The sequence below is a fragment of the Leisingera sp. ANG59 genome (genome assembly GCF_013317235.1).
Taxonomy (GTDB): domain Bacteria; phylum Pseudomonadota; class Alphaproteobacteria; order Rhodobacterales; family Rhodobacteraceae; genus Leisingera.
Window position 1 is genome coordinate 54,687 of the sequence record NZ_WLCM01000008.1, and the last position, 22,956, is coordinate 77,642.

Sequence of the window (22,956 nt, forward strand, 5' to 3'; positions counted from 1 at the left end):
CGTTTTTCAATTCTGCGGACGGCAAACTCCTGGATCAAGAAAAACCTTCCGGTGGCGGCAATTTACGGAGAAGCTGCCGCCGCCGCGCCACGCTCAGTAGCCGTTCCAGCGGAACGCGCCGTCCTCTGCCAGCGGCGAAAACGGGTTGAAGGCGATCTCCCAGACATGCCCGTCCGGGCTGCGGAAATAGCCGTGATGGCCGCCCCAGAACACATCCTGCGCAGGCTTCAGCACCTCTGCCCCGGCGGCCTCGGCCGCGGCCAGCAGTTCCGCCACCTCTTCCTTGGTCCGGGTGTTGTGGCTCAGCGTCATGGCACCGGTTCCCAGGGCGTCTGCGGGCAGGCCGATATCCTCTGCCAGCGCCGCCAGCGGATAGAGGCCAAGCGTCTGCGAAATCAGGTCGAAGGCAATCACCCCATCGGGGCTGTCTGCCCGTATCCAGCCCAGGGCCTCATAAAAAGCCGCGGCCTTCGCCATGTCCGGCACGCCCAGCGTAATCAGGCTCACCCTTTGTTCCATCATTCAAATCCTTGTGTTTTCAACCACTTTAATATGCTGTCCACCGTTGCCTGCGTCTGGCCGGGGGAGACGATATCTCCGGCCAGAACATGGCCATGAATATCGTCCGCAGACCCCGGCGGCACCAGGTTCGCCGCCACCGGGCCACCCCATGCCGCGGCGACCTCGTCGGTGATGTCCGGCCGCACCACCTTATCGCCCTCCGAATACCAGAACAATACCGGAACATTTCCTTTGCTGAAATCCATTCCGCGGACCGTTTTCAGCAACGCCGCCATCGGCAGCACGGCCAGCGACGGGTATCGCGTGGTCCAGAACCGGCCATAGGCCTCGCTGCGCACCGGCAGCTCTATCTCCTGCCCGGCCAACGGCGGCAGCCAGTAGCGCGCGGCAGGCCAGGTCAGCAGCGGTGCAAAAGTAGTGTTCAGCCCGTAGTTCGGCGACATCAGCACCATCGCATCGATGGCCTGCGCCAGGTCCGGATCCAGCGCCGCCACCGTGGCCAGGGTGGCACCGGTGGAATTGGCGATCACCACAACCCGCTCCCCCACCTGCGCCGCCGCCGCCAGCGCCTCAGCAGTATCCTGCATCCAGGCCTTGGGCGAGCCCTCCAGCATCGCCGCGCCAGTGCGCCCGTGGCCGGTCAGCCGGGTAAAGACCAGGTTGGCCCGCAGGGCCTGCGCCACCCGGTCCGGCACCGGGCGGATTTCTTCGGAGGTCGCGGAAAAGCCGTGGATATAAAGGACGGAAACCGCCGTCCGCGCCTCCGCCTGCCCCGCCCAGACCACACGCTTCTCTGCACCCGGAGTAATGTCGTTAAACCGGCCCTCGACGCTCTCGAAGTAGACCTGCACACCTCCGCCGAACTTGCGAGTGTCAAAGCTGGCGCTCAGGTCCACATCTTCATAGGGGCCAAAGGTCCACAGCGCCGCCACCGGCACCGCCAGCGCCAGCAGACCCCACCCCAGGGCGCGTCCGAACCTGCGCATCAGGCGCCGCCCAGAACGTCCAGCACCGCGTCTTCGATCATCATCAGGCAGGCCTCATCCGAAAACCGGTGATCGGCATCTTTCACCAGGTTCAGCCGCATGTCCGGGCAGGTCGCATGGTCCATCAGCCGCAGCGCGGTCTCCGTGGACACCGCCGTATCCGCCGTCCCCTGCAGGCAGCGCACCTTGAAGGGCAGGAACAGCGGCGTGCGCAGCACCAGCCGCTTGCGCCCGTCCTCGATCATCCGCTTGGAGATATGGTAGGGCTCCATGTAATCGCTCGGCAGCTCCACATAGCCTTTGGCTTCCAGCTCCGCCTTCTGCACGTCCGAGAAATTGGCCCAATAGCCGTCCTCGGTGAAATCCGGCGCCGCGGCGATGGTCACCAGGCCCTTGATCCGCTCCGGCATCTCCCGCGCCAGCAGCAATGCCTGCCAGCCGCCCATGGACGACCCCACCGGCACGATCTCCCCTTCGGTCAGCTGCGCCACCGCCTCCAGCGTGTCCTCATGCCAGTCGCCGATGCAGCCTTCCTCGAAGGTGCCGGAGCTTTCGCCGTGGCCGGAATAGTCGAACCGCAGAAACGCCTGGCCTCGCGCCTTGGCCCAAGCCTCCAGATGCACCGCCTTGGTGCCCTCCATGTCCGACTTCAGCCCGCCCAGGAACACCACGCACGGCCCCTGCCCCTCGCTTTTGTGATAGGCAATCCGGCGGCCCTGGGCGGTCTCAAGGTAAGATGCGGCTGGCATGTCTTTGCTCTCCTGTGCTTTTCCCAAGATGTGGCACGGCTCCGCCCGCCCCGCAAGCGGCAGCACTGCCTGCTTGCAACACCCCCGCCGGCTTCCTTATGGTCCGCGAAAATTTTTTTGAAGGACCCGGGGCATGTTCAGACTCATCAAGGGCATTTTCACAGGCGCCGCCATTCTCGCGGTGGCGTTGGCCACGGCCTGGGCCGTGCTCGCCCTGTGGTACCGGCTGCCGTTCGAGGCGCTGGGGCGCAGTGCCCTGGCCGGCAGCTTTGCCCTTCTGGGCCTTGCAGTCAGCGCCGGACTGTTCCGCCGCCGGGCCTTGCGCGCGCTGACAACCTTCACCCTGGCCCTGGCCGCGGTCATCCTGTGGTGGTCCACCCTCACCCCGCCCGCGGACCGCGACTGGGCACCCGACGTGGCCCGCCAGGTGACCGGCCAGGTCGAGGGCGACTTCCTCACCCTTAGGGACGTGCGCAATTTCGCCTGGGAAACGCCGGAAGACTTCACCGAAAACTGGGAAAGCCGCAGCTACGACCTGACCAAGCTCCAATCCACCGACCTGTTCCTGTCCTACTGGGCCGGGCCGCAGATGGCGCACATGATCGTCAGCTTCGGCTTTGAAGGCGGCGAACATATCGCCTGGTCGGTCGAGGTTCGGCGCCAGCTGGGCGGTGGTTTCTCCCCGATTGCCGATCTGTTCAAGTCCAACACCCTGGTCCTGGTCGCCGCGGATGAGCGCGATGTGGTCGGCACCCGCACCAACGCCCGCGGCGAGGACGTGCAGCTGTTCCGCATCGGTGTCAGCCCCGACACCGGCCGGGAACTGCTGCTGAAATATGTCGAGACCGCCAACAGACTGGCGGCCCGGCCCGAGTGGTACAATTCACTGACCACCAATTGCACCACCGTGGTGATGGACCTGATCCGCAGTTTCGCGGATGAGGTGCCGCTGGACTGGCGGGTGCTGGCCAACGGCTATCTGCCGGAATTTGCCTGGGAACAGGGCGTGCTGGACCAGAGCCGCAGCGTGGGCGAATTGCGCGCGCTTGGCAGCATCACCCCGATTGCACAGGCGCATGGCGTGACACCGGACTACTCCGCAATGATCCGAGAAGGCGTGCCGTCACCGGCCCAATAGTCCCGGATCCTTTTCATCCGGCCGGGAATATCCCGGGGAGCGCGAGGGGAGGGCCCCTCGCCCGCCTGCCAATTTCTGCCCGGTCAGGAAAGGCCGGCAGCCGGTGTCCCGTCGGCCTTCTGCATCTGCAAACGGCCCAGCAAGTTCCGGATCCGGCTCAGCGTCTCCCCGGTCTGCACCGCCTTCTCCGCATTTGCCCCGCCTTCGATCTGCGCGCCATGCTCATAAGACAGATGGCGATGCGACAGGATCTTTTGCGACTGGCACAGCGCGGTTTCAATCAGATCCACATCTTCAACCGTCAGGTCAAAGTTCGGGTTCGGGCGGGTCATCGGAACACTCCTGGTATGTCCTTGGGTCTCAGGTTTCGGCCACCCTGCCCCGGATTCCCATCCATGGCAACCATTTTTATTGTTATTTTTCAATTGCTTAGTGGTATACAAATATGTGCAATCGCATGCGCAGGCACACAATCGGATTTTCCTGCGCAATTACAATCACATGCAAAGCCGCCTTGACACTGCTCCTTGCTGGCCGCAAAACGCGCGGACCAAACACATACCCGCAACCGGGCGTTCTGTGGGCGCCAAACCGACGAGGAGCAGCCAGACCATGGCCCAAATCTCTCTCACCTTCCCCGATGGCAATGCACGATCCTACGACGCAGGCGTCACGCCGGCGCAGGTGGCTTCCAGCATTTCCACCTCGCTGGCCAAGAAGGCCATCTCCGCCACCGTCAACGATCAGCACTGGGACCTGCAGTGGCCGATCGAAGGCGACGCCACCATTGCCATCCACACCATGAAGGACGAGGCGCAGGCCAACGAGCTGATCCGCCACGACCTTGCGCATATCATGGCGCGCGCGGTGCAGGAGATCTGGCCCGACACCAAGGTCACCATCGGCCCGGTGATCGAGAACGGCTGGTATTACGACTTCGACCGCGCAGAGCCCTTCACCCCCGAAGACCTCGGCGCGATCGAGAAGAAGATGAAGGAAATCATCAACAAACGTGATGAGGTCCGCACCGAGGTCTGGGAACGCGACCGCGCGATCCAGCATTACACCGACAACAACGAGCCCTATAAGGTCGAGCTGATCGAGAGCATCCCCGGCGACGAGCCGCTGCGGATGTACTGGCACGGCGACTGGCAGGACCTCTGCCGCGGCCCGCACCTGCAGCACACCGGACAGCTGCCGGGTGACGCCTTCAAGCTAATGTCGATCGCGGGCGCCTACTGGCGCGGTGACTCGTCGCGCCAGATGCTGCAGCGCATCTACGGCGTGGCCTTCACCGGCAAGGAGAAGCTCAAGGCGCATCTCACCATGCTGGAGGAGGCCGCCAAGCGCGACCACCGCAAGCTGGGCCGCGAGATGGACCTGTTCCACATGCAGGAGGAAGCCCCGGGGCAGATCTTCTGGCACCCCAACGGCTGGACCATCTACACTGAGCTGCAGGACTACATGCGCCGCCAGCAGCGCAAGGGCGGCTATGTCGAGGTGAACACCCCGCAGGTCGTCGACCGCAAGCTGTGGGAACGCTCGGGCCACTGGGACAAGTACCAGGAGAACATGTTCATCGTCGAGGTCGACGAGGAGCACGCCCGCGAGAAGGCAGTGAACGCGCTGAAGCCGATGAACTGCCCCTGCCACGTGGAGATCTTCAAGCAGGGCCTGAAGTCCTACCGCGATCTGCCGCTGCGCATGGCGGAATTCGGCTCCTGCAACCGCTACGAGCCCTCGGGCGCGCTGCACGGCATCATGCGGGTGCGAGGCTTCACTCAGGACGACGCGCATATCTTCTGCTCCGAAGACCAGATCGAGTCCGAGACCGCAACCTTTATCGAGTTCCTGTCGACCATCTACAAGGACCTCGGCTTCGAGAAGTTCTCGGTCAAGTTCTCCGACCGGCCGGAAACCCGCGCGGGCTCCGACGAGGTCTGGGACAAGGCCGAGGCCGCGCTTCTGTCCGCCACCCGCGCCGCGGGCATCGAGCCGGAACTGAACCCGGGCGAAGGCGCCTTCTACGGGCCCAAGCTGGAGTTCGTGCTGACCGACGCCATCGGCCGCGACTGGCAGTGCGGCACCCACCAGGTAGACTTCGTGCTGCCCGAGCGGCTGGACGCGACCTACATCGGCGCCGACGGCAACAAGCACCGCCCGGTGATGCTGCACCGTGCGACTCTGGGCTCGTTTGAACGCTTCATCGGCATCCTGATCGAGGAGCACGCGGGCAAGCTGCCGTTCTGGCTGGCGCCGCGACAGGTGGTGGTGGCCTCGATCACCTCGGAGGCCGACGACTACGTGCATGAGGTCGTGGCGGAACTGAAGAAGGCCGGCGTGCGCGCCGAGGCCGACATCCGCAACGAGAAGATCAACTACAAGGTCCGCGAGCATTCGGTGGGCAAGGTGCCGGTCATCCTCGCCGTCGGCCACCGCGAGGTGGAGGAGCGCACCGTCTCCGTCCGCCGCCTCGGCGAGAAGCAGACCAGGGTGGAGAGCCTCGAAAATGTTACAAAGTCGCTGGCGGTGGAAGCCACCCCGCCGGACCTTCTGTAACATTCCGCCCCGAAAACAGCTTCAGCGGCCCCCATTCGGGGGCCGTTTTGTTTCATGAACTGGTTAAACCCCGTTATTTCAGGGCTTTGCGCGGCTTGCCGCTCTCACATACACTGACGCGGACGTGAGACACGGCCTCGTGACTTAAAATCCCGGAGGCCTCGGGTTAGTGTTTTCTTGTCAACACGACACCGCACGATTAACCGAAAGGAATTCACGAGATGTCGACCACCGCAAAATCCCTGGCCGTTGCCAGCGCCGTTGCCGCCGCCCTGACCGCAGCATCAACCATCCCTGCTGCTGCCGCCACCAAGGAAAAATGCTACGGCGTTTCGCTGGCAGGCCAGAACGACTGCGCCGCCGGCCCCGGCACCACCTGCGCAGGCACCTCGACCATCGACTACCAGGGCAACGCCTGGACCCTGGTGGATGCAGGCACTTGCGAAGGCATGGAGCTGCCGGCCACGGCCGACGGCACCGAGCGCAAGGGCTCGCTGGAGCCGCTGGAACGCGACCTGCCGGCATAAGAGCGGCTTGAATTCAGGGGGCGGGAGTGAGAATTCCCGCCCCTTTTGCACCCGGACACAGGACCCGCCATGCTCGACGCCGCTGCTCATGACAAACTGCCTGCCGCTCCCGGCGTTGGCTACAAGCCGCAGCATTTCGCCCAGATTACCGCTGACCCTGGCGCGGTCAAATGGCTGGAAATCCATGCGGAAAACTACATGGGCGACGGCGGACGGCCGCTTGCGCAACTGCGCCACCTGTCCGAGCGCTTTGCCATGTCGGTGCATGGCGTCGGCCTCTCTATCGGCGGTGAAGGACCCTTGGACGCAGACCACCTGGTCCGGCTCAAACACCTGGTGGGATGGCTGACCCCCGCCAGCTTCTCCGAGCATCTGGCTTGGTCCACCCATGACAGCCATTTCTACAACGACCTGCTGCCGCTGCCTTACACGGACGCCAGCCTGCAGAGGATCTGCGATCATATTGACGAACTGCAGAGCACCATCGGCCGCCGTATGCTGCTGGAAAACCCCTCCAGCTACCTCGCCTTTGCCGAGAGCACCTGGTCCGAGCCGGAGTTCCTCGCGGAAATCTCCCGCCGGACCGGCTGCGGCCTGCTTCTGGACGTGAACAACGTCTTTGTCTCGGCCACCAACCTCAATTTCTCGCCGCAGGGCTACATCGAAGCCTTCCCGCTGCACGAGGTGGATGAGATCCACCTGGGTGGCCACGACGAGGATGAGGACGGCCACGGCCGCCCGCTGCTGATCGACAGCCACGGGTGTGCTGTGGTGGATCCGGTCTGGGCGCTCTTGGACTTTACCCTCGCCCGATCCGGCCCCAAGCCGGTGCTGATAGAATGGGACAACGACGTGCCGGATTGGCCGGTGCTGGAGGCCGAAGCCGCCCGCGCCGCAACCGCGCTGGAGCGCGTCCCGGCATGAGCGTGTCCCAGACAGAATTCACCCGCGCCATGATGGATGCGGGGCAGCCGGTGCCGGACGGTCTGATCGACCATCACGCCCAGCCCGCCGGGCGCCGCTTCAACGTCTACCGCAATAATGTGGCCGTCTCGCTGACCGAGGCGATGCACAGCGCTTTTCCGGTGATAGCCAAGCTTCTGGGAAAGCAGAACATGGACGGGCTGGCAGGCATCTACCTGCGCCAGCACCCGCCATCCACGCCCCTGATGATGTTCTACGGCGAAGATTTCCCCGCTTTCCTGGAAGCCATGGAGCAGCTCAAGCATCTGGGCTACCTGGGCGATGTAGCACGGCTGGAACTGGCCCTGCGCCGTGCCTATCACGCCGCAGATGCCGTCCCGGTCGCGCCGGAAGAGCTTGGCGCCCTGGCACCGGACCAGCTGATGAACACCCGCCTGACGCTGGCGCCTGCGGTGGACGTGCTGCGCTCGCCCTGGCCCATTCACGCGATCTGGCGCTACAACACCGAGGACGGCGCGCCCAAGCCTGAGCTGCGAGCCCAGGACGTGCTGGTCACCCGCCCCGAATTCGACCCCACTCCCCAGGTTCTGCCGCCCGCGGGCGCGCAGTGGATCCGCGCCCTGATCGGGGGCGCTTCCATCGGCGAAGCACTGGAACAGGCCGCCGCCGAAGACAAAAGCTTCGACCTGGGTGCCACGCTGGCCTTGCTGTTGCAGGGCGGCGCAATAACAGGATTGGACAGCAAAGGGTAAATCCATGCACGCACTTGTCTCCATTCACGACGCCGTATTCCGCCAGGTGGAAAGGGCCGGCAACTGGCTGCTGCCGCTGGCGGCGCGTTTTGTCTTTGCCTCGACGCTGCTTCTTTATTTCTGGAACTCCGGACTGACCAAGCTGGGCGACGGCATCCTTGGCCTGTTCAGCCCCTCGATCGGCGCCTACAGCCAGATCTTCCCGAAACAGCTTGAGGCGGCCGGCTATGACATCTCGCAGTTCAGCCTGTTTCATAAACTGGTGGTTCTGGCCGGCACTTATGCCGAATTCATCCTGCCGCTGCTGATCGTGATTGGCCTGCTGACCCGGCTGGCCGCGCTTGGCATGATCGGCTTTGTCGTCGTGCAGTCGCTGACCGATATCTACGGCCACGGCGCCACCGACGACAAAACCCTCGGCGCGCTGTTCGACCGCTTTCCTGATGCGGTGATCCTCGACCAGCGGCTGTTCTGGATTTTCCTGCTGGCGGTTCTGGTGATCAAAGGCGCAGGCGCCCTGTCGGTCGATGCCCTGCTGCGCCACCGGATGGAGCCCGTTACGGCCTGAGCCTGAAAACCGCCCATCAAAAAAAGGCGCCCTGCTCCGGCAGCGGTGCCTTTTCCATTCGGACCGGCCTGCGTCAGAAATGCGCCTTGGGCTCATCCGGCTTGCCGGCCGCCAGCGCCATCAGCCCGCCCACGGCAGCAAAGCTCAGCGGGAAGATAGTAAAGACGTTGAGGCCGAACCCCGCATACATGCCTGCCGCTGACCCCAGTAGCAGCACGCCGCCCCACAAGGCCCGAGCCCGTGCCATCGCCCCGCCGGCAATCGCCAGCAGCGGCGACAGCACCGCCAGCAGCCGCAGCTGCTCGACATTCTCCACCTGCTCAGCCAGCCCTTCGACCTCGCCAAAATGCTCCACCGCCGCGGTGTAGCCGTAGCCGAAAAAGCCCACCACCATGCCGAAAATCCCGGCGATGATCCCCAGAACAAGGGCTGCATTCCGCATCAATTCTCTCCCAAAAACTGAGGTAAAGACATATGCGCCGCGTTAAGCCGCGCCAAGGGCCGCCTTGGTGTTCTGATCCCACCCCAGGAAAAATTCCCCGTCACGCTCGATCAGCGGCCGCTTCATCAATGCCGGGTGCGCCCGCAGCAGCTCCAGCGGCTCGCCGGAACGCTCTTCCTCGCTTAAGCCCCGCCAGGTGGTGGAGCGCGTATTAACCAGCTTGGCGCCGAACTGCGCAAGGGCTGCCTCCAGCAAACCCTCCGGCATGCCATCCGCGCGGATATCGACCAGAACCGAATCTGGACGCTCTTTCAACGCCTTGCGGCAAGTATCGCAGTTCTTGAGCCCGTAGATTTTCATGATGCCTTCATGCTCCCCATCCGGGATTTACACAATTTATGGTAGAATTCACCGGTTTCTCTTGATTTTCAGTCAGCCCGTGCAAAACTCTAGGTTGTCCGGCTTCGCCTTACCCCGCGCGGGCAGGGAGCTGGCCGGATGCCCCGGGATGCCCCTGGGCGACGTGCAAAGTAGAAGGAGACACGGGAAATGCCAAGCGGCACCGTGAAGTGGTTCAACACCACCAAAGGGTACGGGTTCATTGAACCCGATGAAGGCGGCAAGGATGTGTTTGTGCACATTTCAGCGGTGGAGCGGTCGGGCATGACCGGTCTCGCCGACAACATGAAAGTCGGCTATCAGCTGACCGAGGGCCGGGATGGCCGGCAGATGGCTGCTGACATCAAGGCGATGTAAGGTCTCATGCCTGCGCTGCGCCCGGGCTTTGGCCGGGCGCAGGCAATAGAGGCGGCCTCAGCCCCGCCGCAGATATTCCACCATGATACAGGCCGGATCGCTGTCGCGCAGCACTGTCTCCCCGGCTTTGGTCCATTTGTCTGCCTGAAACTCCGGGAAAAACGCGTCTGCATCCTCAATGGTCAGATCCACCTCGGTGACCAGCAGCCTGTCCGCCATCCCCAGCATCCCGCGATAGATCCCCTCGCCGCCGATGCCATAAACACGCCGGTAGCCTTGGGCATAGGCTTCCTGCATCGCAGCTTCGATTGAGGGCAGCACGGTCTCTGCCGCCTGCGGGTTGGAGGACACCACCAGATTAAGCCGGTTCTTCAACGGCTTCACCGGCAGGCTGTCCCAGGTATTGCGGCCCATGATGATGGCACCGCCCAAAGTCTCGCGCTGGAACGCCTTCAGATCCTCGGGCGCAAACCACGGAATTTCGTTGTCCTTGCCGATGGCGCCGTTGCGCGCCCGCGCAGCGATCAGGGTAATCATGCCTGTTGTCCTTGTTTCTTAGACCGCAACCGGCGCCTTGATCACCGGGTCCGGGTCATAATTCAGGATCTCGAAATCCTCGAAGGTGAAGTCGAAAATCGAGTTCACCTGACGCTTGATCCGCAGCTGCGGCAGCGGCTTGGGGCTGCGTGACAGCTGCAGCTGCACCTGCTCCAAATGGTTCGAATAGATATGCGCATCCCCCATCGTGTGCACGAAATCCCCGGCCTCGTAGCCGGTCACATGCGCCAGCATGGCCAGCAGAAGCGAATAGGAGGCGATATTGAACGGCACCCCCAGGAACATGTCGGCGGAGCGCTGGTACAGCTGCATATGCATCTTGCCGCCCGCAACCCGCACCTGCCACAGCGTATGGCAGGGCGGCAGCGCCATGTCCGGCACATCCGCAGGGTTCCAGGCTGAGACGATCAGGCGGCGGCTGTCCGGGCTTTTGCGGATCATCTCCACCAGATCCGAAATCTGGTCGACACTGCCCGCACGGTAAAGCGGCTCATCCCCGATGGTGCCCTCTGCCAGCTCCAGCTTGGGGAACCGGCGCCATTGGTGGCCGTAAACGGGGCCGAGGTCGCCGTTCTCATCGGCCCATTCGTCCCAGATCGACACCCCGTTTTCCTTCAGGTAGCGGATGTTGGTGTCGCCGGACAGGAACCACAGCAGCTCATGGATGATCGAGCGCAGATGCAGCTTCTTGGTGGTGACAAGCGGGAAACCGTCCGCCAGGGAATAGCGCGCCTGCATCCCGAAACAGGACAGCGTGCCGGTGCCGGTGCGGTCGTCTGACGGCACCCCGTTATCCAGAATGAACTGCAGCTGATCGTGATACTGTTGCATGGCCTGCTCCCTGCCCTCTGGCGCTGGCCCGGTCTTACCTTCCGGACCGGGCGGGGCCAAGCGGGAATCCCTTGCGCCCTGCCCCTGGGAACATACTACATCTGGCCCGCCGGGAATCAAAAGCCGCAAAATGAGCATAGGATCGTGACGGCAGCCCCGTCTTTGACGCTTTTCCTTCTGCGCGGTGCAGGCAATACTGCGGGCAAAACCAATCAGGGGAAACCATCATGCCGCTTACTTATCTGCACACCATGGTCCGGGTGAAGGATCTGGAGAAGTCCATGGCCTTCTTTGAACTCCTCGGCCTCAAGGAGACCCGCCGCTGGGACAACGAGCAGGGCCGTTTCACCCTGGTTTTCATGGCGCCTCCGGGCCAGGAAGACGCCCCTATCGAGCTGACTTACAACTGGGACGGCGACGAGGGGCTGCCCAGTGACAGCCGCCACTTCGGCCATCTCGCCTATGGGGTGGATGACATCTATGCCACCTGCCAGCACCTGAAGGACAACGGTGTCACCATCAACCGCCCGCCGCGCGACGGGCATATGGCCTTTGTGCGCTCGCCGGACAATATTTCCATCGAACTGCTGCAGAACGGCACCTCCCTGCCTGCGGCAGAACCCTGGGTGAGCATGGAAAATACCGGTCATTGGTAAAACTGGCCGCCGGTGGCACAGGCCGCGCCCGGCGGGACTGTCTGCCAGACTGGCTGCAAAGGCGGCCTCCGGTCGGCCGGTAAGTGGAGGTCAGGGGGGCGGCTTGCGCGTGTCACTGGCCGCCAGCCCGCCCCTGGAAACAGGCTGCTTGCACAGAGACAAGCGGCCGCATGGCCCCGAACGCACCGGGCACAGCCGACCGCGCGCGACAGCCCCAAACTTATTTAGGACCCTCACGCAGAAAACCGGCTCAGCCCTGCCGGGGCTGTCCGTGCAAAAAACGCCAGTTCTTTACCCCGTTAATGCCGGGCGGAAAGGGCGGCCGCTTCTGCAGCCTCTGCCGTGGCCTGCGCGAGGCCCGGCGCCTTACCCTTCAATCCTAGCAGAGCACGGTTTCCCCTCATGCCCTGTCAGCGGCCTGCCGGTATCCCCCGGCTGCGCGGCCTGTTTCCTGCTGGTAAGTTTCGCCGGCAGGCCCTTAGTAAATATAGCGGATCTGGTCGGACCAGTAGCGCTCCATCCGCTTCAGCGAGGCGGTAATGTCCTCGATCCCTTCCGACGTGATCACGTTCTTGCCCTCCAGCCCTTCGGCATGGCGGGAGAACAGCGCCGACACGATGTCGCGGATCTCGCGGCCCCGCTGGGTCAGGCGCACCCGTACAGAGCGGCGGTCGATCTCGCAGCGCTGATGGTGCATATAGCCCATCTCGACCAGCTTCTTCAGGTTGTAGCTGACATTGCTGCCCTGATAGTAGCCGCGGGTTTTCAGTTCCCCGGCGGTGACCTCATTGTCGCCGATGTTGAACAGCAAGAGCGCCTGGACCGCGTTGATCTCCAGCACCCCGACGCGCTCAAATTCATCCTTGATGACGTCCAGCAGCAGGCGGTGAAGGCGCTCAAGCAGCCCCAGCGCCTCCAGGTAGCCAGTCATGAATCCCTTGCGGTCCGTCTGGCCAATTGGCAATTCCATACTCATTCGCATCTCCGACTCGAATTTGCTTCTGAGACAAGATGCCAACAATTCCCGAAAAATCGGTTAAGCCGGAATTTTATTATTTTTGGTGGGTTTGTGCTATCTCCGAAACCAGGGCGCGAAACCGCTCTTGCGGTTCCGCCTGGCCGGTCACCCACTGGTACAGATCCTGGTCATTCTCAAGCAGCAGCTGGTCGTAAAGATCCAGCTGCGCCGCGTCCATCTGCTCCAGGCTGGCGGCTGCATAGGCCGACAGCAGGATATCCATTTCCTTGATACCCCGGCGCATCGAACGCATCTGCAGCCGCTTCAGGCGGGTGGATCGGTCTTCCTGCATCATTCGGCCTCAGGCAGTTTCCGCTGCCGGAGCCTCATTCACCTGCAGCAGGGTGCGCAGTTTCTTTTCCAGCCGCGCCGCGCGCTCGGCGTTCTGGCGCATTTCACTGCGAAGCGAACGCAGCTCGTTCAGAACGCTGGCGAAATCACCGGCTTCCAATTCCAGCGGCGCCGGTTCGCTCATGCCTTCGCCTTCGCCGGTCAGCAGCCAGGACATCGACACGTTCAAAAGGCCCGCAAGCATGGTCAGCTTGTTGGCGCGCGGCTCCGACAGGTCCCGCTCCCAGGCGCTCAGGGTCGATTTCTTGACGCCAAGCCGCCGTGCCAGCTGGCCCTGGGTCATCCCGGCCGCTTCGCGCGCCGCAGCCACGCGGTCACCGAAAGTTGCTGCATCGGGGCCGTACCAGTCTGTGTTCTGCTCAGTCATTGTCCGTTCTCCTAACTCAAAGTGCCAATGCAGCTTGATCGCTGTTTGGCGGCAACCTATGACAGTTCCGCACAACATTCAAACCGGGGCACCGCCAATGTCTTTCCTGTCCGAGACCTTATCCCGCGTCAAACCGTCGCCGACCATAGCGATGACCGCAAAAGCGGCAGAGCTGAAGGCGGCGGGACGTAACGTCATCGGCCTCAGCGCCGGTGAGCCGGACTTCGACACGCCGCAAAACATCAAGGATGCCGCGGTTGCCGCCATTGCCGCGGGCAAAACCAAATACACCGCCCCCGACGGCATCCCGGAGCTGAAGCAGGCCGTCTGCGCCAAGATGAAGCGCGACCACGGGCTGGACTACACGCCGGCTCAGGTCTCGGTCGGCACCGGCGGCAAGCAGACGCTTTACAACGCGCTGATGGCGACGCTGAATCCGGGCGACGAGGTCGTGATTCCCGCTCCCTACTGGGTCAGCTACCCGGACATGGTGCTGCTGGCGGGCGGCACGCCCGTCGTGGTCGAAACCGCGCTGAAAAACAATTTCAAGCTGACTGCGGACCAGCTGGAGGCCGCAATCACTCCGAAAACCAAATGGTTCATCTTCAACTCCCCGTCGAACCCCACCGGCGCCGGCTACAGCCGGGACGAGCTGAAGGCACTGACTGAGGTGCTGATGCGCCACCCGCATGTCTGGGTGATGACCGACGACATGTACGAGCACCTCGCCTACGACGGGTTCGAATTCTGCACGCCTGCGCAGGTGGAACCTGGGCTTTATGAGCGCACCCTCACCTGCAACGGCGTCTCCAAGGCCTATGCGATGACCGGCTGGCGCATCGGCTATGCCGCGGGCCCGGAAAACCTGATCGGCGCGATGCGCAAGGTGCAGTCGCAGTCGACCTCCAACCCCTGCTCTGTCAGCCAATGGGCCGCGGTTGAGGCGCTGAACGGCACCCAGGCCTTCCTCGCGCCCAACAACAAGACCTTCAAACGCCGCCGCGACCTGGTTGTCTCGATGCTGTCGGAGATCGAGGGCATCACCTGCCCCACGCCCGAGGGCGCGTTCTATGTCTACCCCTCTATTGCCGGGCTGATCGGCAAGACCACGCCTGCGGGCAAACGCATTGAAACGGATGAGGATTTCGCCACCGCCCTGCTGGAGGAAGCGGACGTTGCCGTGGTCTTCGGTGCCGCCTTCGGACTGTCGCCCAATTTCCGCGTCAGCTACGCAACCTCCGACGCAGCGCTGGAAGAGGCCTGCCGCCGCATCCAGGCCTTCTGCGCCGCGCTGACCTGACAGGAGACAAGAGCATGAGCGCCGATCTGCCGGATTATTACTTCCGCGTCCGTGAGAACGGCGCTTTTGTCTTCCGTGTCGATACCGAGAACCGCAACCGGCGGATCGAGATGGACCAGATCGCCGTAGTGAACATCCGCAACGGCGAAATCAAGCCGCACGGCCAGCGCCAGCTGACCGCTCAGGACATCGCCGAGATCAAATCCTGGATGGAGGCCCGTGCCGCCACCCTGGCGGCCCGCGATATTGACGACATCCACCGCGCCATCGACCACCTGAACCTCACCGCTCACTGGGTCAACAGCCGCGCCACGGATGCACAGCTGGAGGACGTCACCGATGCGCTCTTGCTGGCGATGCACGACCTGCGCAGCGTGCTGGTGCGCAAGAAGGCCGACCGGCTGATGAAGGAACGCGGCGCCGAATAACCCCGCCCCGTTTCAGCCGCAATAGAGCGACCGGACCGAAAAGGACCGTACCGGGCTCTGTGGCTGCGGCAACGCAGTGCTGGTCTGCCCAGGCTTGTGCCTTGGCAAATTCGGATTGCCCAGAACAAAGCCGCTGCGCTGCCGCAGCGCGTCCGGCGTTCCCGGGGCCACCCCTATCAGTCCCAGCCGCCAACTCAGATGCACTACGCCCCGTGCGTGCAGATCACCGCCCAAGGTAAACCAGCGCGGCGGCCCGACCCGCTGCGGCTGCACCTCTTCCAGGCCGGCAATCTGGCAGACGAACTGGCCCTTGACCTCTGCCCGCAGGCCGCCGCTCCGCGGCTCCCGCGTCAGCGACACCAGGTGCCCCGCCTTGATCCCTGCGCCGCGAACCGCAAAGTCCAGCGCCTCCGGCAGCTCGAACACCACGGTGTCCGGCCCGAACAGCTTGTCTTCGCCCTGCCAGTCGCTGCCGCTGGCAAAGCGCAGCTGATAGCGCCCTGGCGGCACCAGCACCTTGAAGAACGCGCCGCCCTGGATATAGGCCGCCAGCGCGTCGCCGCCGCGGCCCGACAGCACCAGGTAATAATCCGCGCCCTCCGGCGTTTTGACCTGCAGCGGGAACACGGCGGGCAGCCCGGTGCGGTTCCACATCAGCCCGGCGCGGGGATGCTCAGCGGAAGTCTCCGCAGCAACCGCCGCCGCCCCGCAGAAAACCGCCAGCAGCAGCCCGGCCAGACGTGCTGCCCAAACCCTGCATGCCGGACCGCTCGGCCCCCGCATCATCACTGCCAGTCCTTTCTGCCGCCACAGCTTGCGGCTGCCATCAGCCTATCACACCTGCGCGGTTCTGCCCGCCCAAGCCCCGGCAAGGCTTTGCCGACTCCAGCCCCCGCTGCACGCTGCGGCTGGACGCAGGCTCAGCCGCATGGTTGAGGTTCAACAGCTCCGCCGGATCTCATTCCGGCCCCTGGCAGAATACGAGAACGCCCATGCGCCCCGGTTTCCTCTTCAGCACCCTTCCCCTTCTCTGCGCCCTGGCCCTGCCGCATGCCGCCGCGGCCGGCGGCCCGTCGATCAAGGTCCAGGACAAGGGCAACCAGTACAAGTACGAGTACAAGGACCACCGCTGCCAGTTCAAATACCACCTGAAGTACGGCAAGGGCGACGCCAAGACCTCAACCAAGGGCGACTGCTCCCACATCGCCCGTTTCCCGCAGTTCGCGCCGCCCGCCGCCTATGCCCACGGCAGCAGCGGGCGGGCACCGCAGCCCGCATCCTGGCCGTCGTGCAACTCGCAGGCCTTGGGCCGCCTGCTCGGCGGCGCAGCCGGGGCAGCGGCGGGTTCCCGGCTCGGCAATGGCGACACCATCACAATTGCCGCGGGAACGCTGCTGGGCGCCCTGCTGGGCGGCGAGATCGGCCGCCGCCTGGGTGCGGACGACCGCCGCTGCATCGGCTCGGCCCTGGAATACGCAGGCGACAGCCAGGTCTTCGACTTCACCAACCCGCAAACGGGTCTCGCCTATGCGCTGCGCCCGCTTGCGCGCAGCAGCCACGACGGCAGCACCTGCCGCAGCTTCGATGCCCGGTTCGACGGCGGCCCCTGGCACCGCGGCCTGGCCTGCCGCGAGGGCGGCGAATGGCGGATCGTCAGCCTGGACTGACGGCGCCGGGCCGCGGATGTCACGGGATTTCTTGCCCTCCGCTCAGGCCCCTCGGCCAGCACCACCGCAGCCGCCCCCGCAATGCCGCGGGTTGCCGCAAAGGAACTGCACATTTCCTAAGCGCCTCCAGTTGCATTGCCTTTGCTCTGCCCTGGGCTCGCTGAACTGTCAGGCGCGCACCGTGAATTGCCCGCCCTGCAGCGGCCGCGCCACCCGCCGGATACGAAGAAAGGCCCCGCAATCCGAGGGGCCTTTCCTGGGCTATGCCGCCACCGGCGCGGCTGCAAGGACTATGCTGCGCCCGCCCCAAAAGGCCAAAGGGGAGCAGCGGGACGGTACACCGGCGGCTTTAGCCGGATCAGCCCGCCCGGGTCAGAACGCCGGCTTCAATCGCCGCGTTGACCTCAGCTGCATCGGCTTCGCCGTCCGCATTGGCATCAACCGTGGCAAAGGTTTCCGCGGTCAGGTCCGGGAACGCCAGCTGAAGCTCTTCCAGCGAGAAAGTACCGTTGCCGTCTGCATCCAGCTCTGCTGCGACGTCCTTTGCAGCCAGCGGGGATGCAACCAGGACAGCAACAGCGGCGGCGGTCAGGGCAAACTTTTTCATGTGAGACACTCCAGTCATCCTTTGGTTTGTTGCGGTCCGAGGCTTGTCCTGCGAACCGTGAGAAACAGCTAAGAGGCCGCCCCGCCCGCCGCCACCCCCAGACCGCAGCCAGCGATATTCCGGGCGCAAGAGTGCCGTTTTCCTGTTTCTGATAAGCAGGTTACCGCCTCAGATCCCGATCCGGCCTTGTTCAGCTCAAGGCCAGCAGCCGATCCTGCGGCTTTCCGCCCAGCCAAAAGCAAGTGCACCGTGACCGGGAACCAATCCGCCTGTCAGGTTTCACGCTTTGCCTCGCTGCAGCGATGCGCGACCTGTGTTGCGCCGCGGCCTGCAATAATCTGGCCAGCCGGCCCGGAACCGGTAAAGGTGTATTTCCCTGCCCGCGCCACTGCCGGATTTGCTATGCTGAGACAGCGCCTGTCTCCGCAGGCCATCCCAAACCCGCAGCCTGCCGATGCCCGACACGCCCTCGCAAAGCAAGAAGATCGCCCTGGTCCTGCAGGGCGGCGGCGCGCGCGGTGCCTATCAAGTCGGCGCGCTCAAGGCGATTGCAGAACTGTCGGCACAGCAGCGCTCGCCGTTTCAAATCATCTGCGGCGCATCGGCGGGAGCCATCAACGCCGCCTCCATCGCGGCCGCTTCAAACAGCTTTCAGAACGGGGTGCAGCACACCGAAAAGCTGTGGCGCAGCCTGCGCTGCAACTCGATCTTTGACACCCGCGCCCTGCCGCTGCTGCTGACCAGCCTGCATTGGGCCGGAACGCTGCTCTTCGGCCATCTCGGGCTGCGTGCCACCGGCGGGTTCCTCGACTATTCCGCCCTGCGCGCCCTGCTGGAACGGGAGTTCAACCACCGCCACCTGCAGCGCGCGATCCGCAGCGGCGCGCTGCACGCCTTCTGCATCACCGCCTCCAGCTATTCCGAGGGCAAGGCGGTTACCTTCTTCGACGGCCATAAGGACATCGCCGGCTGGACGCGGGCCCGGCGCCGAGGTGAACGCACAAAGATCGGCCCGGACCACCTGCTGGCCTCCTCGGCTCTGCCTTTCGCCTTTGCGCCGGTGCGCATCGGCGGCGGCTTCCTCGGCGACGGCTCGCTGCGGCTCACGTCGCCGCTGTCGCCCGCCATCCATACCGGCGCCAGCAGAATTGTGGTTATCGCCACCCGGGACCAAGGCACCGCCGGCATGCGCAGCCGCCCGGAACAGGACAGCCCCTCCATCGGCGAAATTGCCGGCCACGCACTCGACATCCTGTTCAACGACAACCTCGAATCCGATTACGAGCGGCTCAGCCGGGTCAACCACACCCTGTCGCTGCTCAGCCCGGAGGCCCGGCAGCAGACCCCGCTCAGGATCATCGAGGCGCTGCTGCTGTCGCCCTCCCGCGACCTGCGCGAAACCGCCGTTGCCCATGCGTCAGAAATGCCTCAGGCGGTCCGCCTGCTGATCCGCAGCATGGGCGGCCGGCACGGCGATGGACGGCTGGAAAGCTATCTGCTGTTCGAGCCGGGGTACATCGGAGCCCTGATCCAACTCGGCTACGCCGATACCATGGACCGGGCCGGCGAGGTTCTTGCCTTCCTGCGCAACTGACGGCGGAGCCGCCTTACTCGGCGATGTCCTCGGACCACAGATCCGGCTGCTCGCGGATGAACCGCTCCATCAGCGCGATGCAGTCGGGATCATCGGCAATCACCACCTCGACGCCGTGCTTGCGCAGGAATGCCTCGTTGCCGCCAAAGTTCTGCGTGTCACCGATCACCACCCGCGGGATGCCGAACTGCACGATGGTGCCGCTGCACATCATGCAGGGCGACAAGGAGGTATAGAGCACCGTGTCCCGGTAGGACTTCTGCCGCCCGGCCTTGCGCAGCGCATCCATTTCGCCGTGGGCGATCGGGTCGCCCTTCTGCACCCGCTGATTGCGCCCCTGCGCCACCGCCTGGCCCGCCCGCGCCAGCACCGACCCGATCGGGCAGCCGCCCTCGTCAAACCCCGCCTTGGCTTCCTCATAGGCAAGGCGCAGCAGGCGCCTGTCGTCGTCGGTCATCATGGGCAACGGCCTCTTTCCGAATGAATACAATGCTCTCCTGAAAGCCTGCCCGCCAGCTCCAGTCCGGTCAAGCCCGCCAGGAAACAAGGTAGACCCGCTGAGCAGCCCGGCTCAGGCAGCCCCTACCGTCAGGATCGACCGGCGCCAGAACCGAAGCATCAGGAACAGCCCCGCCGTGGTCAGGCCTGCAACCAGCCCCATCCAGACGCCCAGGCCGCCCCAGCCCAGCAGGAAGCCAAAGACGTAGGAGGCCGGAATGCCCACCGCCCAATAGCTGAGCGCGGCAATCACCATTGGCATCCCGGTATCCTGCACCCCGCGCAGCAACCCCAGCGCCACCGCCTGCATCCCGTCCATCAGCTGGAACAGCGCCGCCGCCGCCAGCAGCACCCCGCCGATCAGCAGGATCGCGTCCTTCTGCGGATCTGCACTGTCCAGGAACAGCGACATCAGCGCATCAGGAATGGTCAGGAACAGAGCAATCGCCACCGCCGACACCGCCAGCGACATCACCGTCACCGCCTTGCCGCCGCGCGCCAGATGCTCCCGGTCGCCGCGGCCAAAGGCATTGCCAGCCCGGATGGTGGCGGCGTTGGACAGCCCCAGGTGCACCATGAACGTGAGCCCCGCCAGCGAGATGGCAATCCCGTGCGCCGCCAGCGTCACCGTGCCCAGCCAGCCCATCATCATGGCCGAGGCCGCAAACAGGCTGGCCTCCGCAAGGGTCGTCAGCCCGATCGGAGCGCCCATGCGGAACACCTTGCCCAGCATCTCCCAGTCCGGCCGGTGGAAGTTTTTGAGCAGCTCATGCTCCGGCAGCACCCGCAGCGCATAGGCCAGCACCAGCACGAAGGACACCCCGTTGGTCACCAGCGAGGCAATCGCCGCCCCGGTGATTCCCAGCTCCGGCGCCCCCCAGTTGCCAAAGATCAGCGCATAGTTAACCAGCGCGTTGATCACTGCCGCAAAGACCGACAGCCACAGCACGATCTGGGTCCGCTCCAGCGCCGCCAGATAGGATTTCGCGACCATGTACAAAAGCGCCGGAAACAGCGACCAGCCGGCAATCCGCAGATACTCTGCCGCGTCATGCGCCACCTGCGCCTCCTGCCCCAGCATCAGCAGGATAGGCTCCGACCACCACAACAGCGGCATCGCCGCCACGCCATAGGCCAGCGACAGCCACAGACCCATCCGGGTCGAACGGCGGATCTGCCGTTCCTCTCCCGCGCCGGCCGCGGCCGCCACCATCGGCATCACCGCAAAGGCAAAGCCGGAGCCCAGAAGGAAAATCGAGAAGAAATAGGACGAGCCCAGCGTCACCGCCGCCAGCTCCGCCACCCCGTACCAGCCCAGCATGACGGTATCGGTCAGGCCGATGGCAAACTGCGCCACATGGCCGCCGATCAGCGGCAGGCCCAGAACGGCAATCGCCCGCACGTGGCCGCGCAGGGGCATCTCGGTGTGTCTGGTCGCTAACGTGCTCATCCCGCCAGCCTTAGGCGCCCCCGCACGCCCCGGCAAGAGAAGAGTTTCCTTGCCTGCGCACAGGCCCATGGTGGTATTCTGCACAGGCAACCCTTCGCAGGAGCCCTTTTGAATGACCGACGCCTTTGCCCAGCTGATCCCCGACGCCCGCGCCTTTCTGGCGGAGCTTGCGCAGAACAACAGCCGGGACTGGTTCACCGCGCACAAGGACCGGTACGAGGCGCAGCTGAAATCCCCCGCGCTCCTGCTGATGGACGAGGTCGCACAGGCGATCAGCCGCCGCAGCGGCGCGCCGGTCACCGCCAAGCTGTTCCGCCCGCAGCGCGACGTGCGGTTTTCCAAGGACAAGACGCCCTACAATACCCATCTGCACATGATGTGGACCCTGAACGGCGCAGGCTGTGCGCTGTTCTTCGGCATCGCACCGGACTATTGCACCGCTGGCGGCGGCATCATGGGCTTCAGCAAGGCGCAGCTGCCGCGCTGGCGGCAGGCCATCGACGGCGCCTTCGGCGATGAAACCGCGGCACTGGTGGACATCCTCGCGCTCAAAGGGTTTGCCGCCAGGGACCCGGAACTGAAACGCGTTCCCGCCCCCTATGGCAAGGCCCACCCCCACGGCGCGCTGCTGCAGCGCAAGTCGCTGACGGTCTGGCATGAGATGAACGCGCACGAGCAGGCCGCCCCGATGGGCGCGCTGATGTCGGCTTACCTGACGCAGGAGCCGATGTTTGCGATGCTGGACAGTGCTCTGTCGGAGTGAGGCCTAGAGCGCCCGCAGCATGATCTGGCTGGCCAGCACCGCCACCACGGCGCCGGCAAGGATCTCCAGCACTGCCGCCGCCCGCAAGGCACCAGTGCCCTGCATCTGCGCCAGCGCGCCCTTGCGCATGGTCACCGCCGCAATGGCCACAGCCACCGTCACCGTGGCGGTGCCGATCCCCATGGCAAAGGCGCCGGCAATCCCGGCCCACAGCACCCCCATCCGCCAGGTCAGCAGCAGCAGGAACACCGCGCCGGTGCAGGGCCTGAGCGCCACCGCGCCAATGATTGCCAGCGCATCGCTCAGCGAATGCACATTAGCGGCTTCCTCGACCGTCGGCCCGTGCCGGTGTCCGCATGAGACGCAGCCCCCGTCATCATGATCGTGATGATGATGATCATGGCCGTGCCCATGGTGATGATGCCCGGCATGGCTTGCGGCCTGAACGGTGCGGCTGCCCATCAGCCGCCGCAGACCGCGCCACAGCAGCCAGAGCCCGACCAGCGCAATCAGCCCGTATGACAGCGGCGCCAGAACATCCTCCGCCGCACTGGTCAACTGCTCGCGGCCCCAGTCCAGCAGCAGCAGCCCGCCCGCCACCAGCAAGACCGCCGTGGCCGCCTGCGCCAATGAGGAGGCCAGCGCCAGCCCGGCCAGCCGCAAGAGCGGCACCGGCTTGCCCATGCCGTAGCCGCCGATGACCAGCTTGCCATGCCCCGGCCCGGCGGCGTGAAAGAACCCGTAGGCGAAACACAGGGACAGCAGCGCCATCAGCGCCCCCGGCTCCCCGGCGCGCAGGGCCCGCAGCCCCCGCGCCATCGCGTTCTGCGCCTCGCGCTGGCCCTCCGCCGCCCAGGCTGTCACCGCCCCGGCACCGCCAAAGCCCCAGAGCCAGAGCGCCAGCACAGCCACGCCCAGCGCTGCTATGGTTAATAAAATCCTCAC

29 protein-coding genes are annotated in these 22,956 nt (G+C 64.6%); 13 read left to right on the forward strand and 16 right to left on the reverse strand.

All coding sequences use genetic code 11. The features are described from left to right. Positions 1–93: 93 nt before the first annotated feature. From GKC28_RS09550 to GKC28_RS09560, 3 genes are read right to left on the reverse strand one after another with little or no spacing between them, the layout of a single operon-like run. Positions 94–519, reverse strand: coding sequence for a VOC family protein (locus tag GKC28_RS09550; RefSeq protein WP_174146674.1), 426 nt, complete (start codon positions 517–519; stop codon positions 94–96). Then, positions 519–1,508, reverse strand: coding sequence for a carboxylesterase (locus GKC28_RS09555; protein WP_174146675.1), 990 nt, complete (start codon positions 1,506–1,508; stop codon positions 519–521). The genes GKC28_RS09550 and GKC28_RS09555 overlap by 1 nt, the downstream gene beginning before the upstream one ends. Next, positions 1,508–2,257, reverse strand: a complete 750-nt coding sequence (locus GKC28_RS09560) for a carboxylesterase (RefSeq protein WP_174146676.1) — start codon at positions 2,255–2,257, stop codon at positions 1,508–1,510. The genes GKC28_RS09555 and GKC28_RS09560 overlap by 1 nt, the downstream gene beginning before the upstream one ends. 133 nt (positions 2,258–2,390) lie before the next feature. Between GKC28_RS09560 and GKC28_RS09565 the strand changes: the two genes are divergently transcribed. Further along, positions 2,391–3,395 carry a DUF4105 domain-containing protein gene (locus tag GKC28_RS09565; RefSeq protein WP_174146677.1) on the forward strand — a complete coding sequence of 335 codons (1,005 nt, stop codon included), beginning with the start codon at positions 2,391–2,393 and terminating at the stop codon, positions 3,393–3,395. 83 nt (positions 3,396–3,478) lie between these two features. Here GKC28_RS09565 and GKC28_RS09570 read toward each other — a convergent pair whose 3' ends face one another. After that, on the reverse strand, positions 3,479–3,727 hold the full coding sequence (locus tag GKC28_RS09570; protein WP_174146678.1) for a hypothetical protein: 249 nt from the start codon (positions 3,725–3,727) through the stop codon (positions 3,479–3,481). Between the two features lie 280 nt (positions 3,728–4,007). On the opposite strand from GKC28_RS09570, the gene thrS reads away from it, so the two are divergent. From thrS to GKC28_RS09595, 5 genes are all read left to right on the forward strand, one after another. Continuing rightward, on the forward strand, positions 4,008–5,954 hold the full coding sequence (thrS, locus tag GKC28_RS09575) for a threonine--tRNA ligase (RefSeq protein ID WP_174146679.1): 1,947 nt from the start codon (positions 4,008–4,010) through the stop codon (positions 5,952–5,954). Between the two features lie 221 nt (positions 5,955–6,175). After that, positions 6,176–6,481, forward strand: a complete 306-nt coding sequence (locus GKC28_RS09580) for a DUF2282 domain-containing protein (protein ID WP_174146680.1) — start codon at positions 6,176–6,178, stop codon at positions 6,479–6,481. Between the two features lie 69 nt (positions 6,482–6,550). Continuing rightward, complete coding sequence (locus GKC28_RS09585) at positions 6,551–7,405, forward strand: DUF692 family multinuclear iron-containing protein (RefSeq protein WP_174146681.1); 855 nt, start codon at positions 6,551–6,553, stop codon at positions 7,403–7,405. Then, positions 7,402–8,157: a DUF2063 domain-containing protein gene (locus GKC28_RS09590; RefSeq protein ID WP_174146682.1), complete on the forward strand. Its 756-nt coding sequence runs from the start codon at positions 7,402–7,404 to the stop codon at positions 8,155–8,157. Before GKC28_RS09585 ends, GKC28_RS09590 begins: the two co-directional genes overlap by 4 nt. A 4-nt stretch (positions 8,158–8,161) precedes the next feature. Continuing rightward, positions 8,162–8,725: a DoxX family protein gene (locus tag GKC28_RS09595; RefSeq protein WP_174146683.1), complete on the forward strand. Its 564-nt coding sequence runs from the start codon at positions 8,162–8,164 to the stop codon at positions 8,723–8,725. A 73-nt stretch (positions 8,726–8,798) separates the two neighbouring features. On the opposite strand, the gene GKC28_RS09600 is transcribed toward GKC28_RS09595, so the two are convergent. Beyond that, the gene (locus GKC28_RS09600) at positions 8,799–9,167 is read right to left on the reverse strand and encodes a hypothetical protein (RefSeq protein ID WP_174146684.1); all 369 of its coding nucleotides are present in this window, start codon (positions 9,165–9,167) and stop codon (positions 8,799–8,801) included. Between the two features lie 42 nt (positions 9,168–9,209). Further along, positions 9,210–9,527, reverse strand: coding sequence for an ArsC/Spx/MgsR family protein (locus GKC28_RS09605; RefSeq protein ID WP_174146685.1), 318 nt, complete (start codon positions 9,525–9,527; stop codon positions 9,210–9,212). A 189-nt stretch (positions 9,528–9,716) separates the two neighbouring features. Here GKC28_RS09605 and GKC28_RS09610 point away from each other — a divergent pair, with 189 nt between their 5' ends. Beyond that, the gene (locus GKC28_RS09610) at positions 9,717–9,923 is read left to right on the forward strand and encodes a cold-shock protein (RefSeq protein WP_039186282.1); all 207 of its coding nucleotides are present in this window, start codon (positions 9,717–9,719) and stop codon (positions 9,921–9,923) included. Positions 9,924–9,980: 57 nt separating this feature from the next. Here the strand turns inward: GKC28_RS09610 and GKC28_RS09615 are convergent, their stop codons facing one another. Together GKC28_RS09615 and GKC28_RS09620 are read right to left on the reverse strand one after the other, a co-directional pair. After that, complete coding sequence (locus tag GKC28_RS09615) at positions 9,981–10,460, reverse strand: dihydrofolate reductase (protein WP_174146686.1); 480 nt, start codon at positions 10,458–10,460, stop codon at positions 9,981–9,983. Between the two features lie 18 nt (positions 10,461–10,478). After that, complete coding sequence (locus GKC28_RS09620; RefSeq protein ID WP_174146687.1) at positions 10,479–11,312, reverse strand: thymidylate synthase; 834 nt, start codon at positions 11,310–11,312, stop codon at positions 10,479–10,481. Between the two features lie 227 nt (positions 11,313–11,539). Between GKC28_RS09620 and GKC28_RS09625 the strand changes: the two genes are divergently transcribed. Next, a complete protein-coding gene (locus tag GKC28_RS09625) occupies positions 11,540–11,968 on the forward strand; it encodes a VOC family protein (protein ID WP_174146688.1) in 429 nt (142 codons plus the stop codon). Between the two features lie 478 nt (positions 11,969–12,446). On the opposite strand, the gene GKC28_RS09630 is transcribed toward GKC28_RS09625, so the two are convergent. The 3 genes from GKC28_RS09630 to GKC28_RS09640 all read right to left on the reverse strand — a co-directional run bounded on the left by GKC28_RS09630 (position 12,447) and on the right by GKC28_RS09640 (position 13,704). Further along, a complete protein-coding gene (locus GKC28_RS09630; protein ID WP_174146689.1) occupies positions 12,447–12,944 on the reverse strand; it encodes a MarR family winged helix-turn-helix transcriptional regulator in 498 nt (165 codons plus the stop codon). Between the two features lie 76 nt (positions 12,945–13,020). Continuing rightward, positions 13,021–13,278: a succinate dehydrogenase assembly factor 2 gene (locus tag GKC28_RS09635; protein ID WP_174146791.1), complete on the reverse strand. Its 258-nt coding sequence runs from the start codon at positions 13,276–13,278 to the stop codon at positions 13,021–13,023. Between the two features lie 9 nt (positions 13,279–13,287). Then, entirely contained in the window at positions 13,288–13,704 is a 417-nt protein-coding gene (locus GKC28_RS09640; RefSeq protein ID WP_174146690.1) for a helix-turn-helix domain-containing protein, read from the reverse strand. Between the two features lie 97 nt (positions 13,705–13,801). Here GKC28_RS09640 and GKC28_RS09645 point away from each other — a divergent pair, with 97 nt between their 5' ends. Then, positions 13,802–15,004 carry a pyridoxal phosphate-dependent aminotransferase gene (locus tag GKC28_RS09645; protein ID WP_174146691.1) on the forward strand — a complete coding sequence of 401 codons (1,203 nt, stop codon included), beginning with the start codon at positions 13,802–13,804 and terminating at the stop codon, positions 15,002–15,004. A 14-nt stretch (positions 15,005–15,018) separates the two neighbouring features. Next, complete coding sequence (locus GKC28_RS09650) at positions 15,019–15,432, forward strand: hypothetical protein (protein WP_174146692.1); 414 nt, start codon at positions 15,019–15,021, stop codon at positions 15,430–15,432. 12 nt (positions 15,433–15,444) lie between these two features. Here the strand turns inward: GKC28_RS09650 and GKC28_RS09655 are convergent, their stop codons facing one another. Further along, positions 15,445–16,218, reverse strand: a complete 774-nt coding sequence (locus GKC28_RS09655) for a hypothetical protein (protein WP_174146693.1) — start codon at positions 16,216–16,218, stop codon at positions 15,445–15,447. Positions 16,219–16,424: 206 nt separating this feature from the next. Here GKC28_RS09655 and GKC28_RS09660 point away from each other — a divergent pair, with 206 nt between their 5' ends. After that, positions 16,425–17,099: an RT0821/Lpp0805 family surface protein gene (locus tag GKC28_RS09660; RefSeq protein WP_174146694.1), complete on the forward strand. Its 675-nt coding sequence runs from the start codon at positions 16,425–16,427 to the stop codon at positions 17,097–17,099. A gap of 358 nt (positions 17,100–17,457) precedes the next feature. Here GKC28_RS09660 and GKC28_RS09665 read toward each other — a convergent pair whose 3' ends face one another. After that, positions 17,458–17,706 (reverse strand): EF-hand domain-containing protein, encoded by a 249-nt coding sequence (locus GKC28_RS09665; protein ID WP_174146695.1) that lies wholly within the window; start codon positions 17,704–17,706, stop codon positions 17,458–17,460. A gap of 454 nt (positions 17,707–18,160) precedes the next feature. On the opposite strand from GKC28_RS09665, the gene GKC28_RS09670 reads away from it, so the two are divergent. Beyond that, a complete protein-coding gene (locus tag GKC28_RS09670) occupies positions 18,161–19,300 on the forward strand; it encodes a patatin-like phospholipase family protein (protein WP_174146696.1) in 1,140 nt (379 codons plus the stop codon). Positions 19,301–19,313: 13 nt separating this feature from the next. On the opposite strand, the gene GKC28_RS09675 is transcribed toward GKC28_RS09670, so the two are convergent. Both GKC28_RS09675 and GKC28_RS09680 read right to left on the reverse strand, forming a co-directional pair. After that, a complete protein-coding gene (locus GKC28_RS09675; protein WP_217434032.1) occupies positions 19,314–19,760 on the reverse strand; it encodes a nucleoside deaminase in 447 nt (148 codons plus the stop codon). 111 nt (positions 19,761–19,871) lie between these two features. Continuing rightward, complete coding sequence (locus GKC28_RS09680) at positions 19,872–21,248, reverse strand: MATE family efflux transporter (protein ID WP_254604196.1); 1,377 nt, start codon at positions 21,246–21,248, stop codon at positions 19,872–19,874. A gap of 112 nt (positions 21,249–21,360) precedes the next feature. Between GKC28_RS09680 and GKC28_RS09685 the strand changes: the two genes are divergently transcribed. After that, the gene (locus tag GKC28_RS09685) at positions 21,361–22,011 is read left to right on the forward strand and encodes a TIGR02453 family protein (protein WP_174146697.1); all 651 of its coding nucleotides are present in this window, start codon (positions 21,361–21,363) and stop codon (positions 22,009–22,011) included. Positions 22,012–22,014: 3 nt separating this feature from the next. Here GKC28_RS09685 and GKC28_RS09690 read toward each other — a convergent pair whose 3' ends face one another. Beyond that, positions 22,015–22,956, reverse strand: a complete 942-nt coding sequence (locus GKC28_RS09690) for a hypothetical protein (RefSeq protein ID WP_174146698.1) — start codon at positions 22,954–22,956, stop codon at positions 22,015–22,017.

Coding starts and splice junctions, on each gene's coding strand:
- GKC28_RS09550 (WP_174146674.1), bottom strand. CDS start 519: ATGGAACAAAGGGTGAGCCTGATTACGCTGGGCGTGCCGGACATGGCG.
- GKC28_RS09555 (WP_174146675.1), bottom strand. CDS start 1,508: ATGCGCAGGTTCGGACGCGCCCTGGGGTGGGGTCTGCTGGCGCTGGCG.
- GKC28_RS09560 (WP_174146676.1), bottom strand. CDS start 2,257: ATGCCAGCCGCATCTTACCTTGAGACCGCCCAGGGCCGCCGGATTGCC.
- GKC28_RS09565 (WP_174146677.1), top strand. CDS start 2,391: ATGTTCAGACTCATCAAGGGCATTTTCACAGGCGCCGCCATTCTCGCG.
- GKC28_RS09570 (WP_174146678.1), bottom strand. CDS start 3,727: ATGACCCGCCCGAACCCGAACTTTGACCTGACGGTTGAAGATGTGGAT.
- thrS (WP_174146679.1), top strand. CDS start 4,008: ATGGCCCAAATCTCTCTCACCTTCCCCGATGGCAATGCACGATCCTAC.
- GKC28_RS09580 (WP_174146680.1), top strand. CDS start 6,176: ATGTCGACCACCGCAAAATCCCTGGCCGTTGCCAGCGCCGTTGCCGCC.
- GKC28_RS09585 (WP_174146681.1), top strand. CDS start 6,551: ATGCTCGACGCCGCTGCTCATGACAAACTGCCTGCCGCTCCCGGCGTT.
- GKC28_RS09590 (WP_174146682.1), top strand. CDS start 7,402: ATGAGCGTGTCCCAGACAGAATTCACCCGCGCCATGATGGATGCGGGG.
- GKC28_RS09595 (WP_174146683.1), top strand. CDS start 8,162: ATGCACGCACTTGTCTCCATTCACGACGCCGTATTCCGCCAGGTGGAA.
- GKC28_RS09600 (WP_174146684.1), bottom strand. CDS start 9,167: ATGCGGAATGCAGCCCTTGTTCTGGGGATCATCGCCGGGATTTTCGGC.
- GKC28_RS09605 (WP_174146685.1), bottom strand. CDS start 9,527: ATGAAAATCTACGGGCTCAAGAACTGCGATACTTGCCGCAAGGCGTTG.
- GKC28_RS09610 (WP_039186282.1), top strand. CDS start 9,717: ATGCCAAGCGGCACCGTGAAGTGGTTCAACACCACCAAAGGGTACGGG.
- GKC28_RS09615 (WP_174146686.1), bottom strand. CDS start 10,460: ATGATTACCCTGATCGCTGCGCGGGCGCGCAACGGCGCCATCGGCAAG.
- GKC28_RS09620 (WP_174146687.1), bottom strand. CDS start 11,312: ATGCAACAGTATCACGATCAGCTGCAGTTCATTCTGGATAACGGGGTG.
- GKC28_RS09625 (WP_174146688.1), top strand. CDS start 11,540: ATGCCGCTTACTTATCTGCACACCATGGTCCGGGTGAAGGATCTGGAG.
- GKC28_RS09630 (WP_174146689.1), bottom strand. CDS start 12,944: ATGAGTATGGAATTGCCAATTGGCCAGACGGACCGCAAGGGATTCATG.
- GKC28_RS09635 (WP_174146791.1), bottom strand. CDS start 13,278: ATGCAGGAAGACCGATCCACCCGCCTGAAGCGGCTGCAGATGCGTTCG.
- GKC28_RS09640 (WP_174146690.1), bottom strand. CDS start 13,704: ATGACTGAGCAGAACACAGACTGGTACGGCCCCGATGCAGCAACTTTC.
- GKC28_RS09645 (WP_174146691.1), top strand. CDS start 13,802: ATGTCTTTCCTGTCCGAGACCTTATCCCGCGTCAAACCGTCGCCGACC.
- GKC28_RS09650 (WP_174146692.1), top strand. CDS start 15,019: ATGAGCGCCGATCTGCCGGATTATTACTTCCGCGTCCGTGAGAACGGC.
- GKC28_RS09655 (WP_174146693.1), bottom strand. CDS start 16,218: ATGATGCGGGGGCCGAGCGGTCCGGCATGCAGGGTTTGGGCAGCACGT.
- GKC28_RS09660 (WP_174146694.1), top strand. CDS start 16,425: ATGCGCCCCGGTTTCCTCTTCAGCACCCTTCCCCTTCTCTGCGCCCTG.
- GKC28_RS09665 (WP_174146695.1), bottom strand. CDS start 17,706: ATGAAAAAGTTTGCCCTGACCGCCGCCGCTGTTGCTGTCCTGGTTGCA.
- GKC28_RS09670 (WP_174146696.1), top strand. CDS start 18,161: ATGCCCGACACGCCCTCGCAAAGCAAGAAGATCGCCCTGGTCCTGCAG.
- GKC28_RS09675 (WP_217434032.1), bottom strand. CDS start 19,760: ATGATGACCGACGACGACAGGCGCCTGCTGCGCCTTGCCTATGAGGAA.
- GKC28_RS09680 (WP_254604196.1), bottom strand. CDS start 21,248: ATGAGCACGTTAGCGACCAGACACACCGAGATGCCCCTGCGCGGCCAC.
- GKC28_RS09685 (WP_174146697.1), top strand. CDS start 21,361: ATGACCGACGCCTTTGCCCAGCTGATCCCCGACGCCCGCGCCTTTCTG.